Source organism: Pseudomonas sp. BRG-100 (assembly GCF_000737955.1).
GTDB classification, from domain to species: domain Bacteria; phylum Pseudomonadota; class Gammaproteobacteria; order Pseudomonadales; family Pseudomonadaceae; genus Aquipseudomonas; species Aquipseudomonas synxantha_A.
In genome coordinates, this window is sequence record NZ_JPRX01000001.1 from 2,941,569 (window position 1) to 2,958,733 (window position 17,165).

Here is a 17,165-nt window from a genome sequence, read left to right on the forward strand (position 1 = left end):
TTCGGTCGATTCGGCATCATTCTTTCGCGAAAATGAGCGAAAAAAAATGCTCACCAACACATCTATCATCGAATGCTAAGCAAGCACGAAGAGATAATAATATTAGATGAAAATGACATCTTACAGCTCATTGATCTTAGAGCAACGGGGCGCGACCCGCTTTCCTACATCGAAGACAAACTTAGAGCACTTCAACTCCAAGCTTAGAGCACAAGGACATAAACTACGGCAACAATGCCTTTCTACCATCAGAAAACCTGGGGTATTTTAGCATCCAGACTCGTTGCCGAAAAATCTACGTCATCCTGTAATAGTTTTCATTTTTTCGGACTGTCGGCGGGCGGTAATTGACGCCAAAGTAAACACTGTGGCGTTTCTAGGGGGTTGATTTGGTGCATGGATGTGTATAGCTATTTTATTGTTCATATGCTCTATTAAGTCCAGCAAGTCGCACAGCACCTGCAGCACGTTAACCCCCTCAGACCCCAACCAAGTCTTGGGCGCGACCAGCCGTTGGCTGACCTCTGCCACACTCTTACGCAGCCCTTCAATCCTTTCCTCCATATCACCACCCACTGTCGCGTTATGCTTCTGTCCCACCACTAGGTTCAAGTCCCGCCCGGTCGCCTGGTGCAGATCATCTATTGCCGCCAGGCTCGCGGATCCGCCCGATAGCAGCTTGAGTGCTCCCAGCGCCTCGATCGTCTTGATTCCACCTACCGACTCCTTTGAATGGTCGTCCACCCTCCTAGTGTGATTCTGGAACGTCTCCGTGTTTTCCATCGCCTCTACTTCCCGCTCGATCGCCTTATCGCGGATCTTGCCGTCAGTCTGGCGCAACCAGTTGCTGTCAGCGTCGATGCGCTGCTGGCACGCCTCACTGTGCTGCCACACCTGATCCCCCTTCGGCACGCTGGGCATACTCAGCCCGTGAGGCAGAATGGTTTGGATATAGGGCTTGTGCGGCAGGCCATAGGCAAAGCACACCACCACCTGGGTATCCTAGCCGACTTGTCACGGCTTAGCCGTGAGGCCAACGACCTGGGCAGAATTAACATTCAGGATGGCGCCAAAGGTGGCCGCGCCGGCGCCTCGGCGCCACGCTGGATTACGGTGGACGACTATGTTCGAGGTGCACTTGGGTTTGCACGGCAGGCATCGCCTTCCGGTAGCCGCAACCTGGTTGCGCCTGATGAAAGCGACGTGAACCTTCTGCAACAGGTCATCCGCCATGCGAGGGATACCCTGCACGCCCACAAGCTCAAAGGCTTTCATGAGCTACGAGCGGCGTACGCATGTGAGCGCTATGAGCAAATCACCCAACACCGCGCGCCTCTCAACGGCGGTGGATGTTTTCAGCTAGATAGAAATCTTGATCATGAGGCCCGGAGACAAATCAGCTATGAGCTGGGGCACGGTCGGATCGACGTGGTCGCGGCCTACATTGGTGGGCGAGCATGAGTAAGCCATTCGATATGGAGTTGTTTCTGGCAGGGGTGCTGACTGGGTCCCACGCTACACGGCAACGTCATTTGCGGCAGGCGCAGATCATCCAGGCTGCAATTGCAGAGCGCTGGCAGCGAGAAACACCTTGGGCTTGGCAAAGAAAAAATTTGGCTTGGTTTCTCGAACATCGCATGCGTCAACACAGCGACGCTACGCGATACTACTACTTGCTGACTGTCCGGCTGCTTGCTCGACGTTTAGAAACGTCATGGATTTTCAATCTCTAAAGCAGCGAATTAGTCAAGAGAAGAAGCCCCATTGACCATCGCTAGACGTGGTGACGGCGCTGAGCTATCGTCGCTACAGCTTCGGTGTATGCTATGTATTATTGCTCTTAGACCTAACCTCCCAGTTATATCATAGGGAAATCCATGACTGATTGTAAGCAGCAAGGTGATGATTTGAGCAAGGTTATAGAGCAAAAGATAAAAAATCAGTTTGAGGTAATCAAACGGATAGATGTTTACATTGGCACGACCAATACCAAGTGTACAATTATCATGTCTTACTGCGCGGCAGTAATTGCACTAATATTTGCTCTGCTTGGTAAGCTGGAAGTGGCAAATACAACTCAAATTATCGTGTGCATTGGCTTGTTTGGTTGTTTTAGCTTGATTGCCGCTGTTACCTGTATGTTAATGGCATGCTTTACTATATTCCCTGTTACATTTAGTAGCCCTGAAAAAAACAGAGGAGAGTCACTAATTTTTTATGGCGATATAGCAGGCGCTAAAAGCGGTTCTGATGGTTACGCTAAACGAATCATTGAAGTCTCTGATGAAGACTATCTAAATGATTTGAGTGGCCAAGTATTTACTTTGGCAAAAATTGTCGATCGGAAATTTTGGCTCATACAAAAATTGTCCGTTGTTTTGTGTGTTCATTTTTTGTGTGTCTCAGTATTTCTTTTAGCTTTTGTTATTAATGCTTTTTCGTAGAGGGATCTGTGTTGAAGAGAAGTATTTCAAGAGAATCTTTTGCCCGGATGTTGGATTCGGAAATAAAGAAGAGCAATAAAAAGAAGTCTTTCGCAATGGATGCTGCGCTGGGGCACGCATCAATGGAAAGCTTGAATGAACATGTTGAAAAGTCACTAGCGACATCAGATGCTTTTGATCAGGAAGCAATTCAGCAGGATATTCGCACTTCGTTTAGAAGGGATGGAGTTAACCAAAGTAAAATTGGAACTCATCCTGACTTTGTGCATCTCGCGGAAACTGATGACCAGGAGAATCATTACATCTGTTCGCTTTTTCTAGATATAAAAAACTCAACAAGACTTACTTTTATATATGAGCTTCATGAAGTCGTAGCTATCAAGAATACGATTTTGAAAGCTGCAGCTGAAACCGTGCGAGCCATGGACGGGCATGTTCATCGGTTTATGGGAGACGCCTTGCTAGCCTTCTTTGGAGGTAAAGCACAGGATAAAGACGACAGCATAATTAATGCTATTAATTGCGTTTCAGTTCTTGAGTCCTTGATGACGGGAACCATTATTCCTGTTCTTGAGCAGAAATATTTTCAGAATCCAAAGGCAGATTATTTGGGTTTTCGCATTGGCTTGGACTACGGCTCTCACGATGACGTGTTGTGGGCGTCTTACGGATTTAGAGGAGTTTACGAAGTAACTCCAACATCCTTCTTTGTAGATGTTGCGGCGAAGCTTCAAGGTATCGCTGGCAAGAACAAGTCGATGCTTGGTCGAAGTATCATGGAAGAAATTGATCTTCCTGAGAATTACACAAAAATCAGAACTCGCACCCAAAAAATAAAAACGGTGAGATAGAAACTATTCCCCTGCCGAATCTCCCTAAGTCATATACGGATCGAGAAGGACGAGTTCACACATACAAGGTAAGGGAGCTGGATCATGCTAAGTATAGAGATTTGCTTCCATTTGCAACTGAGCTAAAAGAATCGCATCCAAACTCGATGGTGGTGTCATGCCCTGGCATATCTTTTAAGTGCTTCATTGCAGATGGAAATACTTTGGTTGAGTATCCGTCGGTTTCAAGAATGCTCAACAAAAACCTCAGTCTTAAATTCAAAGTTATATTTGATAAGTCGGTTCATGCTAGCCAAGACTTCCCCCTCGAGCTGAAGTTGACGAAGCGAAATCATGGTACAGAAGCTCAGCTGAAAGGGCAGCGAGGGACTTTCCCTATTACAAAAACTTCAGTTATTAAAGACAACAACTATTTGACAAGTTTCTTTAGGGCTGACCCTCAGATCCATACGGATTCGACAGCGTATCGCGGGTTGCATACCATGGAAGCTGTAGTAACTGATGCTAAGGGGGCTGTTATTTTTAAAGATATTATCGGAGTATATATCAGATAGCTTTTGAGCGGCCTTTTCCCAGATAGTGTTGTTATTAGATTTTGCTTGGTATGAGACCACGATCCAAGGCAGTTTTTGACCGATAGTTCCCTACGCCAAGCTCAGCGTGGGGCAGCCTGCTGCCCCACGCAACCGTCCGGTTATTTAAGAAGGTACGCTGTCATCTATCGGCCATATGTTCAAAGTCCGTCTTATACCGCGCATGTCAAACATCAGGCGACTGCCAAAGGATAGTTTTAGGGATAGACTGAAGTATAATTTATTAAAAAATCTATAAAAATCATATAGTTATCCCAGGATTCGACTCCTGGTGCCGCACCATACAAAACGAAGCCCTCGCAGAAACGTGAGGGCTTTGTAGTTTCCGCACCTCCTCTTTTTGTCCACACACTGCAATCCCGGAGCCTCGTATGCCATGCAATCCACCGACGATCTACGTGGCATGCCCTCGAACGCCTTCTCACCTCAGCCAGTGCCTTTCGCTAGTATTCAAGCTTTTATAGAAATTATGGATAGCCAATAATTATGCCGCTCCCATAAAACCAATAATTAACCAGTCAATACCTGCTCTTAACCCTGCAGGCGCCTAACCAATCCATTTTCCCGATTGCTCCCCAAGCCCCACCACGCTACCCTCCCTCCTGTCGCTGCCAATTCAGCGACCGGGCCTGAGAACCCGGCAAGATGCAGGCGCACCAAGCGCCCCCAAACCCGATTTGCAGGCGTTTTTTTCGTCCTACAATTCGTGCAATGGCGGCTGTGCGTGGGAGACCTTCGGGTCTGCCGGGTTCCTGTATCTCCGGTTTCTCAGCCTGCGCACAGCTGCCACCCATTCGCCTGAGAACGAACGTGGTAGCTCTCACTCGATACGGGAGTTCTACCAATGACCACTCCAAATCCATCTGCGTTAACCACCCTCGGCGTCACCCCCTTTTCCTTTCACTCCGACCAACCTCTGTTCCGCGTCAACAGCGGTGTTTCCCTGCATGAAGCCTTGCATCACGTTTCCGACTTGCTCCACCTCGCCAAGCTGCTCGCGGAAGATGCGGCGATGACGCAGGACACGAACCGTTATGCCTGGGCGTCGCATTATTTGCAGGAGATGAGCAAGGCGGTGATTGATGATGTGGTGAAGGTGTTGGAGTCGCCAGGGAATGTTGAGCAATAAAGAAGTCGCGTGGTGCGCGGGCTGACGTCATCGCGGGCAAGCCCGGCTCCCACAGAGGAAAGCCCTGGCCTGAATAGGTCGGGGCTTTTTGCGAAAGACGAGCCAAAGGCAATATGGCACTTAGCCACTTATTCGATTGACACCCCCTCCCCACTCCTTTAAAAACCCCGCCTTGCTTGCGCTTTTATCGAGACATGGATGTTGTCCAACCCCCCGCTGTTCAAATACCGCCGCTATTGGCTGGCGGCTCTCATCGTGTTGCTGGCGATTCTTGATCCTTTCGGCCTGGCCAGTTCCAGCGACAAGGCGTCGGCGCAGTGGCTCAATCGTATGTTCGCCAGCCACTACCCGAGCCTTGGGCAGCAGCGGGTGGCGGTGGTGTTGATCGATGATGCCTACCTGATGCGCAACGACACCTCTTGGCCAATGCCCTACGGCGAGCAGAGCAAGTTGTTCAAGCGTTTGCTGGCGTACAAGCCTCGGGCGGTGTTTGTGGATTTGCTGTACAGCCATGACCACTCGTTGGGCGACCCGGCGCGGGGCAGTCAGTTGCTGGCGAATGTGTTTGAGCGTTATCAACGCCAGGGCATCCCGCTGTGGTTGGCCAATACCGGTTTGGCGCGCGGGGAAGCGGGCCAGGCCAACACGCTGGCGCCGTTCATGCAGGTCAGCCGCCCAGCACTGGTGGTGTGGGAAGGGGTGGACGACAAGTACCCGCTGGCCATGCACACACAGGCAGGGCTTTTGGAAACCCCAGCGATGGCGCTGTACCGCGAGTTTTGTGCCACGCAACATTGCAAACAGCCGCCGGTGGATGCGCAAACCGCTGCGCAGCGCCAGCCCATCGCTGTGCAATGGGGGCTGAAGCTGGCGGCGGAACAGGCGCGGGTTGCCGATATCAGCCACTGCGCGCCCGCGCGGCATTTTTTGCTGGATGGGGTGGCGCAGTTCTTTCAGGCCGTGTTCTGGAAGCTTGATGACTCGGCCCAGGCACGGTGCCCTTATACGCTGACGTTGTCGGCCAGTGACCTGGAGGTCAGCGACCCCGACGATCAGGCACTGATCGCAGAGTTGCTGCGCGACCGCCTGGTGCTGGTGGGCGCCAATATCGCGTCCACGGGGGATCTGGTTGAGTCGCCGGTACATGGCCAACTCCCCGGCGTGTACTTGCACGCCATGGCCCTGGATAACCTGATCAATTCTGGCATGGACTACGACCATGAACCGGCCGACTTTCCCCGCTTGCCCTTCAATTGGCTGGACCTGCTGGAGCTCGGGCTGCTGGCGTTGATTGCCGTGCTCAAGGCGCTGCACGCACGTCGCCTGGCGGGCCAGCGCACCTGGAGCCGGTGGCGGCGCCAGGAAATCTGGTTTTTTACCTCGCCGTGCCCGTCGTGGCTGTTGGTGATGTCGATGTTGGCGGCGGTCAGTGTGTTGCTGAGCCTCAATGACATCACCCCGGTCAACGTGCTGGGCATTGTTTTGCTGTCGTTGGTGTTGTTCAGCGAGCGGATCGAAGCCTTCTTCGACCGCGACCGCTGAGTGTGCCGTTTTGTCATTTGACTCAAGGAATTCAAGGATGAACAGAAGTCTCATCGTTTTGCTCACTGCCCTCTTCACCCAGGGTGCCTGGGCGGAAACTCACAGTATCAAAGCGTTCCTGGCCGACCCGGTGACCGTACTGGACGAGCAAGGTAAGCAACAACGTGAGTTGGCGAAAAAGGATGCGCCCACCCAGCCCGTACCGGTGTTGCAGTACAACCAGGCGCTGGACCTGGTGCAAGTCGAGCTGGCGGGCCAGAAGGTCTGGCTGGACACCATGGACCTGCGCATCGAACCACCGCTGAATGTCGTGGACCTGCCCTGCCAGGGCCTGACCAAAAGCCAGGCCAAAGACAGCCGCAATAACTCCACCATTGGTTTTGGTGCCGGTTGCAATCAATAAAAGGAGCGGTGCGGTGAAGGGATATCTAGTTGCGGCCTGCCTATTGGCCAGTTCGGTACTCAGCGGTTGCGCCACCTTGAAGGGCGCAGACCAGGCATTCCTGAACCTGGTGGGGCCTTCGACCCAATCCCGGGTTCAGGGCCACTACGTGGACAACACTGACGTACGCCAGTATTACAAGCTCGACCCACAGCGCCAGAGCCAACAGCGCCTGAGCTACGACGGGCGGGCGGTGCCGGCTGCCGAGGCGCGTCAGCAGAACCTGGTGGATATCCCGATGCTGCAAGCGTACTTGCAGGGCATTGTCACGCGCTTGTCCAAGGGCTGGCCGGGGGAGTTGCCGCCGCTGCAGGTGAAAATCACCGACAGTTATGGTTTCGGGCCATCCGCAGACCCTTACGGCAACCTGTTCGTGCCGCTGGGTATGCTGGACAACGTCGCCAGCGAAGACGAAATCGCGGCGATGCTTGGCCATGAAATGAGCCACGTGTTGCTGCATCACCATGACCGCATGGCTGCCTTCCAGCAGCAGAAAGACATGTTCACCACCGTCGCCTCCACGGTCGCCTTGGCCACCATGGCTGCCGATACGGGCGTCGACCGCAGCTCCGGGACGATGAAACTGTTCAGTAAAGACCCGGCCGGCACGCAAAAGACCATCGGTAACACCGTGCTGTACACCGCACTGGCCAATACCTTTTCCGATCAGGTATGGAGCACCGCCTGGGGCCGCAGCCAGGAAGACCAGGCCGACCTGCTCGGCACCGACTTGATGATCCGCGCCGGTTACGCCCCGCGTGCCGCCACCCATAGTCTGGAGCGCCTCAACGACTTCCAGGGCAAGCAGAAACCCTTGCTCACGGGCTTCCTCACGGCGCGCAAGAATGCCATGCAGGATTCGCTGCAGCAGTTCAATCTCAACCAGTTCACCAAAGAGCTGGACGTGCTGGTCAAGGACGGCTTGACCACCGGCATCAACGCAACCACGCAATACTTCAACCGCTCGCACATGTCGGCGATGGACCGTGACACCGAGCTGCGCCAGTACTTGCAACGCGAATATCGCCAGGAACGCCGCGCTCGGGTCAACCCACAAAGCTGGTCGAAGATGAAGACTACGCCGCAAGTGGCGAAGGCCTTACAGGGTTATAAAGACGCGTACTTCGCCATCGATGCCCTGGAGAAAAACAAAGTGCCGGATGCTGAAGGGTTTATCCGCAAGGCCCTGGCATCACCGGTCAAGGACCAGCCGAGCATTCGGCGCACGGCCTATACCGTGCGCCTGGCCCAGGGCAAAAACAGCGAAGCGGTGAAAGAGTTGCAGGCGATCAAGGACTGGTCCCTGGCCGGCCCCTCCACCTATGACTTGATGATCAGCTACCACCTCAAGCGGGGTGATGGGCAATCGGCCCTGGCGATGATCGACAAGGCTGAACGCAATCTGGGCTCGGAGGAGCTGTTCATCACCGAAAAGCTGTTGGCCAACCAGCAACTGCAGAATGTGCAGCAGGTGCAAACGGTGTTGCGCAAGTGCGAGCAGTACCCGACACGCAAGGAAAACTGCAAGAAGCTCGCACCGGCCAAGGCCTAGGCGGCAACATTCGCACCTGGCATAAAAAAACCCCGAACCAGTCGGGGTTTTTTATTGCCTGGCATCAGGCACGACGCTCGATCAATTAGAAAACGTTGATCGGGTAGTCGGCGAACAGACGGATTTCGTTACCGCCTACGTTGTAGTTGCTGGCGTTGTTGGAAACGCGCAGCCACGAGGCGCGAGCACGCAGGCTCAGGTCTTTGGCTGGGCCGCTCTGTACGACGTACTTGAACTGGTTCCAGATTTCACGCTCGGTGCCATCGCCACGGCCGGTGCCGTCGTCGATGTTGGTGCCACGCACGTAGGCAATGTTGTAGGTCAGGCCCGGTACGCCGAAGGTGGCGAAATCGATGCCGTAACCTGCTTGCCAGGAACGCTCGTCCTTGCCGTTGAAGTCAGACCAGTAGGAGTTGGCCAGCAAGATGGTATTGCCGCCGTCGCCGATGCCGCCAGCGTTGCGGTAGCCGCCGTACAGGTAGCCAGTGTCGCCGGTGCTGCGCTGGTGAGCGAGGGTGAAGCTGTGCGCACCAACGGCCCAGGTCGCGCCCAGGCTCCAGATCTTGTTGTCGCGCGCGTCCGCATCACCTTGGTTTTCCAGGGCGAAACTGCGATCAAGCTTGGTTTTGTAGCCGTTGAAGTCAAACGTCAGCGATTGCTTCTCTGGCAGGGCCAGCACGTAGTTGACGTTGACGTATTGCTTTTTCAGCACGTCTTGCATGTCGGAGGCATACAGGGCAGCCGACAGGCTTTCGGTGAATTTGTAGCTACCGCCGATGTAGTTGATGCTCTTCAAGCGGCCGCTGTCGCTGCCCTCGGCGCTCTTGCGAGCTTCCTTGGTGAAGTGACCGGCGTCCAGTTGCAGGCCGGCGATCTCTTTGGAAACAATCGAGGTGCCCTCATAGGTTTCCGAGAGCAAGCGCGAGTTATCGTACTGCAGGACCGGTACGGCCGGCATTTGCTGACCGTATTTGATCACGGTGTTGGAGATACGCGCCTTCACGGCCGCGCCGCCTTTGGCCAGGTCGTTGGCGGCTTCACCGCTGTCACCTTGCTTGAAGAAGTCGATACCGCCAGCGCCGCTGCGGCCTTTACCACCGTCCAGGCGGATAGCGTATTGGCCAATCACGTCCACACCCACACCCACGGTGCCTTGGGTGAAGCCGGACTCGAACTTGCCGATGAAGCCTTGGCCCCATTCAGCTTTGTCCTGCTTGCCGTTTTTGTAGTCACGGCTGATGTAGGCGTTACGTGCGGCGATGTTCAGGTGGCTATCTTCAACAAACCCCTTGGATTGCTCCTGGTCGTTTGCCATTGCTGTCGATGCGCTCAAAATCCCCAGAGCGATCAGACTCATCCGTTGCTTCAACATATTCTTATATTCCTTATTACGGGTTGAGTACGCGCTGTGACACCAGGCTCCATGTTGCTATTTCTGGTGTCGACCTTTGCCGCAAAAAGAAAGCCCGCGGACGACTGAACTGCCGCGGGCCTTTTTTTATTGGAGTAAGTCATGGCGGTGAGCCACAGGCGTTGGGCGCAATCCTATGCGGGCGTTGAACTATGTGTCAATTTCGTGAATCGTCTGTATTTAGGCGATATTCGTCTAAGGGGCGAGCTAAAGCACTACGCTGAAAACGATTGAATGACCTACGGCACCGATAAAAAACACATCAAGTAACAAATCCGCCAGCGACACGACAGGGAATAGATAACACGCGCAAATGCAAAGCATTAACATTCGCGCAAATTTCCTGCCCAACTTGTTGGATACACCCCCATGCCCACCCCTTGCCTGACGCCCATCGCCCTTGGGCTCTCCATGCTGCTGTCTGCCGGTTTTGCCTGCGCGACTACCGTATTGCCCGAGACCTCGATCAACGCCGAAGCTGACGAAGACGACCCACGCGTCAAAGAGACCAACACCGCCACGCGCACCGCGACCTCCGTACGCTATGTGCCCCAGGCGATCGACTCGGTAAAAACCGACAATCTGCGGTCCTACGGCACCAACGACCTAGGCCAGGCGTTAAGCGGTATTCCCAACGTCAGCAGCGGCGCCGACACACGCTTCGACAGCCTGCGCATACGCGGTTTCGACGCCAGCAATGACTTCTATCTGGACGGCATTCGCGACGACAGCCAGTACGTGCGCGACCTGCACAACATCGAGCGTATCGAAGTGCTCAAGGGCCCGGCCGCCGTGCTGTACGGGCGAGGTGGCCAGGGCGGTATCGTCAACCGCGTAAGCAAATTGCCCACGCCGGGTCATAAGTCGAGTATCGAAGCCCAAGGTGGCAGCAACGATTTGCGCAGCCTGTATGCCGACCTGAGCGCCGACCCGAGCGACACCATCAGCCTGCGTCTGAACATGGGCAACCAGGACAACAACAGCTTTCGCGATGGCGTCAGCGGCAACCGCCAGTTGTTTGCGCCGTCGATGAGCTGGCAGCTCACGCCCGACCTGAACTGGCTGGTGCAATACGAATACAGCCGCTACAACCGCACGCCGGACCGTGGCATTCCCGGAGTCAACGGGCGCCCGGCGGATGTGAGCCGCAGCACCACTTATTTCGATCACGGCGACTACATCGACGATAAATCCCAGTCACTGCGCTCCAAGCTCGCCTACGAGCTCAACGCCAACTGGCAACTGCGCCACACCCTCGGTGTGTTCAAGCTCGACAGCGATTTCGACAACACCTACCAGACCGGCTACGACGCGAAAACCAACAGCGTCAGCCGCCAACACTGGCAGCAAGACCTGACCACCCGCAATGTTTTCAACAACCTTGAGCTGGAGGGTGGTTTCGACACATTTGGCCTGGAGCATCGCCTGCTCACCGGTATCGAGCTGGGCAGCCAGCGGCGCGACCCGAAGCTGTACTCGGCTCGGGATGCCAGGACGGTCCCCAGCCTGGACCTCAACCAACCCAATCGCCGCCTGAGCCACACAGGGAGCATGCGACTGTCGAGTTACAACCACACTGAAGTCGAAAGCAGCGCGCTGTACGTGCAGGATCAACTGCGCCTGAACGACCAGTGGCAACTTTTGGGCGGGCTGCGTTATGACCGCTTTGAAGTGGACACCACCAGCAAGGTGCTCAACACCCAGGAGAACGTGAAGAGCCACAGCACCAGCCCGCGCGTCGGCCTGGTGTGGACGCCGCTGGAGCATCATTCGTTCTATGCCTCGTGGAGCAAGACCTTCTCGCCAGCGGGCGGCGGCCTGATCGGTATCACGCCGAACGCCGCCGGGAACGTCAACGACCTTAGCCCGGAGCTGACCAAGCAGAAGGAAATCGGCGTGAAGAGCGACTGGTTCGACGACCGCCTGAGCACCACGCTCGCCGTGTACGAGCTGGAACTCTACAACCGCCGCACCAGCGACCCGCTGGACCGCACCATTACCCTGCTCACCGGCGAGCAACGCTCACGCGGCGTGGAGCTGACGGCCACCGGCAAGATCATCGACAACTGGTACGTACGCGGCGGTGTAGGCCTGCAGGACGCCAAGGTGGAGAAGGACAACAACGGCTTTGAAGGCAAACGTATCAGCGACGTGGCCAAGCGCAATGCCAGCGTGTTCATCACCTGGAAACCGGAAATGGGCTGGTACGCCGAAACCGGTTTGACCCTGGTGGGTGATCGCTACGCCGACAACCTCAACACCGTGGTACTGCCGGGATACGGGCGCTGGGACGCACTGGCCGGGTTCCGTCAGAAAGAGTGGGACGTGAGGGCGGCGCTGAACAATATTGCCGACAAAAATTACTACGCCTCGGCGACCAGTGCGGCGCAGATTCAACCAGGGGAGCCGCGTAGCCTGGTGGTCACCGGTACCTACAGTTTCTAATATTTCATCTGGCACACTGACTGCAGTGTGCCTTCACTTACTCATCAACTCGCATAACGCCTGCACTTCATCCTCCGTGAACAACCCCACCGGGTAGCGTTCTCTCATCACCCTGCGCAAGTCAGGCACCTGCCTGACCTGGCGCGAGCGGTTTGCCTTCAACCACAGCGCCAACGCATGGATCGCATCGCCGTTGACTCGCAAGGGGTGAAACGTGCGCATGTTCATCAGGTCGATATCGGCATTCATTTCAGCGCTCTCTCCTGCTGCGTGAGCGGCTAACTTACTCAAGGTTTGTGACAGAACTGCGCAGTCATCGCACAGATTCACTGTGCCGACAGCGATACAAGAGCTATGCCAATGTGCCGTCCGCCTTGGCATTCAGATACAAAAAAGCCCGCGACCTGGCTGGGTCGCGGGCTTGGCTGGAACACTGCGGTTGCGCAGCGCACACGCGCCCTCAAAGCACCGTTACAACTGCACTCAATTTCTGTGCGGTGCGGGCTGCTGTTGGGTCAGGCAATGAATATTGCCTCCCCCCAGTAACAGTTCGCGACCCGGCACCATCACCACTTCATGCTGCGGGAACAGGCTCTGCAGGATTTGTTTGGCCTGGTGGTCCAGCGGGTCATCGAAACTCGGCGCGATGATGCCGCCGTTGACGATCAGGAAGTTGACGTAGGACCCGGCCAACCGCACGCTCGGGTTACGTTCCTGGCTGCCGTCCACCGGGTCGACACCGGCGCATTCTTCCTCGGTGGCATACAGCGGTCCCGGGATCGGCATTTTATGCACGATGAACGCGCGCCCCTTGGCGTCGGTGCTGTTTTGCAGCACATCCATGGCTGCGTGGCAGCGCGAGTAGTTCGGATCTTGCGGGTCATCGGTCCAGGCCAGCAACACTTCGCCCGGGCGCACATAGCAGCAGAAGTTATCCACATGGCCATCGGTTTCGTCGTTGAACAGGCCATCCGGCAACCAGATGATCTTATCCACCGCGAGGTGATCAGCCAGTACAGCTTCAATGGCGGCACGATCCAGGTGCGGGTTGCGATTGCGGTTCAACAGGCACTCTTCGGTGGTGATCAGGGTGCCTTCGCCATCCACATGGATCGAACCCCCTTCAAGCACGAAGCCTTGGGTGCGATAGCGCGGCGCGCGCTCGATCTCGAGGATCTTGCCGCCTACCTGGGAGTCACGGTTCCACGGTGCATACAGGCCGCCGTCAAAACCACCCCAGGCATTGAAATCCCAATTCACGCCCCGCACTTCGCCGCTGTCGTTGATCACGAACGTGGGGCCCGTATCGCGGACCCAGGCATCGTCGGAAGACATTTCCACCAAGCGAATATTGGGTACATCCAGGCGCGCACGGGCGTTCTCGTACTGGCCGGCGGAAACCGCAACGGTCACGGGCTCGAAGCGGGCGATGGCCTTGGCCACAGCCACGTGGGCGGCCTGCGCAGGCTTGCCGCCCAGACGCCAGTTGTCGGGGCGCTCGGGCCAGATCATCCAGGTTTGGGTCTGTGGCGCCCATTCGGCAGGCATATGGAAGCCATCGGCGCGAGGTGTACTGTGCAGGGTGGTCATGGCGTTCAAAACTCCGAATGGGGTGAAGACCGACTTGATATGGATAAAAATCGGCTTTGGAAGCGCTTAACGATTATAGATCCCGAATATTACACAAAATAGCCGATAACAATCGATCTATCACAGCTGCTCATCCAGTACTTTCGACAACATGTCGACAAAGAAGTCCACGCTTTGCCGGGTGGTCACCATCGGCGGTTTGATCTTGAGAATATTCAGGTAGTCGCCGGTAGGCTGCATGAAAATCCCCAATTCCCGAAGACGATCACATAACAGCGCCGTCTCTTGCGTCGCTGGTTCCAGGGTGTGTCGGTCACGCACCAGTTCCAGGCCCAGATAGAAGCCCGAACCGTGTACCGCTCCGACTAGAGGATGGCGGTCGATCAGCGCTTGCAGCCGAGCCTTGAAATGCCCGCCAACCACCTGGGCGTTTTCCCAGAGTTTCTCTTCTTCCATCACGTCCAGCACCGCCATGCCGATTTGACAACTGACCGGGCTGCCCCCCGATGACGAGAAGAAATACCCTTCGGCCTCCAGCGCCTCGGCAATTTCTCGACGGGTGATCACCGCCCCCAAAGGCTGGCCGTTGCCCATGCCTTTGGCCATGGTGATGATGTCGGGCACCACACCCTGCTCTTCAAAGCCCCAGAAGAAGTGGCCCATGCGGCCGTAACCTACCTGCACCTCATCGGCGATGCACACGCCCCCCTGGGCACGGACCAAGCCATACACCTGCTGTAAATAACCCGGCGGTAGAGAGATGCCCCCGGCATTGCCGTATACCGGTTCACAGATAAATCCGGCCAATTGGCGCTGGCTTGCGGCAATTTTCGCCAGGTTGTGTTCCACGCTTCGCACGTAGTCCGGTGCGCTGTCCGGCCCGCGGAATTCGCCGCGGTAGGTATTGGGTGCTGTCACCGGGTGCACCCAGTCCGGGCGGCTGCTCAATGCCTGGGGGTTATCGGCAATTGATGTGGACACGGCGTCTGCCGCCACAGACCAGCCGTGGTACGCCTCCAGCACGCTGAGCATGTCGCGTCCACCGCTGTAGGCCCAGGCCAGGCGAATCGCCAGGTCATTGGCTTCGGTGCCGCTGTTGACCAGGAACACGCGGTCCATGCCCTTGGGCGCCAGCGCCAGCAACCGTTCGGAAAACTCGGCAATCGCAGCATAGTGAAACCGCGAGTTGGTGTTGAGCAGCGACCACTGCCGCGCTGCCACCGCGGCCATGCGCGGGTGACCATGGCCCAGCACGGCTACGTTGTTGAGCATGTCCAGGTAGGATCGGCCCTGCATGTCGATCAGGTGGTTGCGCCAGCCCCGCTCGATACGTGGCGGGTCCACGTAGTAATGCTTCTGGGAGCGGGCGAAGCTGGCATCACGCCGGGCCAGCAGAGCCTGCGGGTCCAGTTCCGGCTCGGCATCGCAGGCCAGCCCCAACAGCGCCGCCGGTGACGGGCACAACGCCTGCCAGGCCGAGGCTCGGGAGGGCGTACAGAACAGTGGCGGTTCAAGGTCGGCGCTGCATAACTGCACAGTCAACGGCGCGTGAACCTCCCCCATTACTTGCCCTTTCACCACCAACGCTCCAGGCGTGAGTGACGTTTTTAAGCCCCACACACGCAGGCTCAGCCTAGGGTCGTGCAAGCACAGCAAGCCATCGGCGCCTTCACGCAGCGTGCCTGCAAAGGGGGCTTGCAGCACGCTGCCGTGGGGCAGGTGCAGTTCGACATGGAGGGGCAAGGTCTGCGGCTCTACCGCGCTGTCGGCACAGGTACGCGACAAGCGGTATTGCCCATACCGGCTGGCCGCCAGCCCATGTACTGCCGCTGCTTCAGCCAGCAACCGCCGATCTATTCCCGGGGTTTCCCAATTACCGGCCTCCCAATGCGGGCTGAGTACGCCCAGGTCGATCAGCGCGAACTCGCGGCCCACCAGGCCCGGCAACAAGGGTGCAAAGTCATGGCTGGCAACCGGTGGCAACGTCTCGCCAACGCCAGTGAGAATCGCCGCTTGCATCAGCGCAAACGGCACCGCCGTCGCAACATGGAAAATTTCCCACTCGTGCTCAGCGTTTTTCTTTAAATACGTGTTATCCGGGTCCAGGCGTTGCTGCTGTTCACTGCTGAGCACCAGCACCGCCGCGCGTGCGACGATCAGCGGCCACAACACCTCCAACTCTTCGCGCTGTAACGGCATCACCGCGTGACAGGCCTGGATTGCCGGCAGAATCGCAAACGGGTCACCGTGAGCGTGGTGCAACAGGGACGCGCAGGTTACCGACAGGTCAGCAATCCGCCAGGTGTGCACCAAATCGCCGAAATCAATCACGCCGTGGATACGCCAGCGCCGCTGGGCATCACGCTGGCACACCACATTGTCATCGGTGATGTCCAGGTGCACCGCTTGCCACGGCAGGCGTGGTGCCAACGGTTGGACATACGCCTCGACCTGCGTGGCTACGCGCTCCAATACGGCGCGTTGCGGCAGGTCAGGCAAGGTTGCCAGCAGATGAGTGATCAACGCCTGCGCATGGCGCGGATCCCACTGCAGGGTACGCGCAAGGCCCGGATGTTCGAAACCTTGCAGCGCGAGGCTCATCTGCGCGCACAGCTCACCGAAGCCTGCGATCACATCGCGGCCCAGGTGCGGTAAATGCGTAAGGGGCTGGCCGTCGATGTACTCCAGTAGCCGCAGGTGCAGGGTGTGCCCGTCGACGCTTACCGTCAGCAGCTCATTACCATCCAACGCTTGAATCACCTTGGGCACGCGCAGATGGTCATGTGCTTGCAGACTATTGAGGGCCGCGTGTTGGGCCTCGAGTTCAACGGCGGCGTAGTCACCGCGGCAGATTTTGAGAACAAAACGGCCCTGGGCGTTGTCAATCTTGTAGTTGAGGTCTTGTTGACTGCCCAACGCTTGCAGCACACCGCTCATCCCATAATGCCGCTCGAGCAGGCTTGCCGCCTGGTCGGGGCTTACTTGTGGGCAAGGTAAACTGGCGCGGTGGGTCAATGTGGCTAACGACATTGTGACGACCTTTGTTTTTTCAGACGTCTATATCGCCATTGTTCCGGGTCACAAGGCAACCCCCAGTAAACGCCGGACTTGCACCACCCGGCCCACACAACTCAAGCTATGCTTCATTCGCTTAATGTCCATCTAA

13 protein-coding genes and 2 pseudogenes are annotated in these 17,165 nt (G+C 56.5%); 10 read left to right on the plus strand and 5 right to left on the minus strand.

The genetic code is table 11. From position 1 onward, the window contains the following. Positions 1–300: 300 nt before the first annotated feature. A pseudogene (locus JH25_RS0127150) lies at positions 301–999 on the minus strand (hypothetical protein); the annotation flags it as partial. On the opposite strand from JH25_RS0127150, the pseudogene JH25_RS0127155 reads away from it, so the two are divergent. From JH25_RS0127155 to JH25_RS14285, 9 genes and pseudogenes are all read left to right on the plus strand, one after another. Beyond that, positions 1,000–1,461: pseudogene (locus JH25_RS0127155) on the plus strand (integrase domain-containing protein); the annotation flags it as partial. Further along, positions 1,458–1,733 carry a hypothetical protein gene (locus JH25_RS28070; RefSeq protein WP_081883312.1) on the plus strand — a complete coding sequence of 92 codons (276 nt, stop codon included), beginning with the start codon at positions 1,458–1,460 and terminating at the stop codon, positions 1,731–1,733. The pseudogene JH25_RS0127155 and the gene JH25_RS28070, both read left to right, overlap by 4 nt. A gap of 144 nt (positions 1,734–1,877) precedes the next feature. Beyond that, complete coding sequence (locus tag JH25_RS14305) at positions 1,878–2,444, plus strand: Pycsar system effector family protein (protein ID WP_032878379.1); 567 nt, start codon at positions 1,878–1,880, stop codon at positions 2,442–2,444. Positions 2,445–2,455: 11 nt separating this feature from the next. After that, positions 2,456–3,295 (plus strand): adenylate/guanylate cyclase domain-containing protein, encoded by an 840-nt coding sequence (locus tag JH25_RS0127160; protein WP_164699522.1) that lies wholly within the window; start codon positions 2,456–2,458, stop codon positions 3,293–3,295. A 146-nt stretch (positions 3,296–3,441) separates the two neighbouring features. Then, positions 3,442–3,849, plus strand: a complete 408-nt coding sequence (locus JH25_RS27655) for a nucleotide-binding domain-containing protein (protein ID WP_236648092.1) — start codon at positions 3,442–3,444, stop codon at positions 3,847–3,849. A gap of 883 nt (positions 3,850–4,732) precedes the next feature. After that, entirely contained in the window at positions 4,733–5,017 is a 285-nt protein-coding gene (locus JH25_RS14300) for a DUF3077 domain-containing protein (protein ID WP_032878380.1), read from the plus strand. Positions 5,018–5,215: 198 nt separating this feature from the next. Beyond that, complete coding sequence (locus tag JH25_RS14295; RefSeq protein WP_032878381.1) at positions 5,216–6,559, plus strand: CHASE2 domain-containing protein; 1,344 nt, start codon at positions 5,216–5,218, stop codon at positions 6,557–6,559. A 37-nt stretch (positions 6,560–6,596) separates the two neighbouring features. Further along, complete coding sequence (locus JH25_RS14290; protein WP_032878382.1) at positions 6,597–6,962, plus strand: hypothetical protein; 366 nt, start codon at positions 6,597–6,599, stop codon at positions 6,960–6,962. 13 nt (positions 6,963–6,975) lie between these two features. Next, the gene (locus JH25_RS14285) at positions 6,976–8,553 is read left to right on the plus strand and encodes a M48 family metallopeptidase (RefSeq protein WP_032878383.1); all 1,578 of its coding nucleotides are present in this window, start codon (positions 6,976–6,978) and stop codon (positions 8,551–8,553) included. 85 nt (positions 8,554–8,638) lie between these two features. Here JH25_RS14285 and JH25_RS14280 read toward each other — a convergent pair whose 3' ends face one another. Continuing rightward, positions 8,639–9,925, minus strand: coding sequence for an OprD family porin (locus JH25_RS14280; RefSeq protein ID WP_032878384.1), 1,287 nt, complete (start codon positions 9,923–9,925; stop codon positions 8,639–8,641). A gap of 408 nt (positions 9,926–10,333) precedes the next feature. On the opposite strand from JH25_RS14280, the gene JH25_RS14275 reads away from it, so the two are divergent. Then, the gene (locus JH25_RS14275; protein WP_032878385.1) at positions 10,334–12,409 is read left to right on the plus strand and encodes a TonB-dependent receptor; all 2,076 of its coding nucleotides are present in this window, start codon (positions 10,334–10,336) and stop codon (positions 12,407–12,409) included. Positions 12,410–12,442: 33 nt separating this feature from the next. On the opposite strand, the gene JH25_RS14270 is transcribed toward JH25_RS14275, so the two are convergent. The 3 genes from JH25_RS14270 to JH25_RS14260 all read right to left on the minus strand — a co-directional run bounded on the left by JH25_RS14270 (position 12,443) and on the right by JH25_RS14260 (position 17,029). After that, positions 12,443–12,658 carry a hypothetical protein gene (locus JH25_RS14270; RefSeq protein ID WP_032878386.1) on the minus strand — a complete coding sequence of 72 codons (216 nt, stop codon included), beginning with the start codon at positions 12,656–12,658 and terminating at the stop codon, positions 12,443–12,445. 234 nt (positions 12,659–12,892) lie between these two features. Beyond that, a complete protein-coding gene (gene aguA / locus JH25_RS14265) occupies positions 12,893–13,999 on the minus strand; it encodes an agmatine deiminase (protein WP_032878387.1) in 1,107 nt (368 codons plus the stop codon). Between the two features lie 120 nt (positions 14,000–14,119). Beyond that, the gene (locus JH25_RS14260) at positions 14,120–17,029 is read right to left on the minus strand and encodes an aminotransferase (protein ID WP_032878388.1); all 2,910 of its coding nucleotides are present in this window, start codon (positions 17,027–17,029) and stop codon (positions 14,120–14,122) included. Positions 17,030–17,165: the final 136 nt, after the last annotated feature.

Coding starts and splice junctions, on each gene's coding strand:
- JH25_RS28070 (WP_081883312.1), top strand. CDS start 1,458: ATGAGTAAGCCATTCGATATGGAGTTGTTTCTGGCAGGGGTGCTGACT.
- JH25_RS14305 (WP_032878379.1), top strand. CDS start 1,878: ATGACTGATTGTAAGCAGCAAGGTGATGATTTGAGCAAGGTTATAGAG.
- JH25_RS27655 (WP_236648092.1), top strand. CDS start 3,442: ATGGTGGTGTCATGCCCTGGCATATCTTTTAAGTGCTTCATTGCAGAT.
- JH25_RS14300 (WP_032878380.1), top strand. CDS start 4,733: ATGACCACTCCAAATCCATCTGCGTTAACCACCCTCGGCGTCACCCCC.
- JH25_RS14295 (WP_032878381.1), top strand. CDS start 5,216: ATGTTGTCCAACCCCCCGCTGTTCAAATACCGCCGCTATTGGCTGGCG.
- JH25_RS14290 (WP_032878382.1), top strand. CDS start 6,597: ATGAACAGAAGTCTCATCGTTTTGCTCACTGCCCTCTTCACCCAGGGT.
- JH25_RS14280 (WP_032878384.1), bottom strand. CDS start 9,925: ATGTTGAAGCAACGGATGAGTCTGATCGCTCTGGGGATTTTGAGCGCA.
- JH25_RS14275 (WP_032878385.1), top strand. CDS start 10,334: ATGCCCACCCCTTGCCTGACGCCCATCGCCCTTGGGCTCTCCATGCTG.
- JH25_RS14270 (WP_032878386.1), bottom strand. CDS start 12,658: ATGAATGCCGATATCGACCTGATGAACATGCGCACGTTTCACCCCTTG.
- aguA (WP_032878387.1), bottom strand. CDS start 13,999: ATGACCACCCTGCACAGTACACCTCGCGCCGATGGCTTCCATATGCCT.
- JH25_RS14260 (WP_032878388.1), bottom strand. CDS start 17,029: ATGTCGTTAGCCACATTGACCCACCGCGCCAGTTTACCTTGCCCACAA.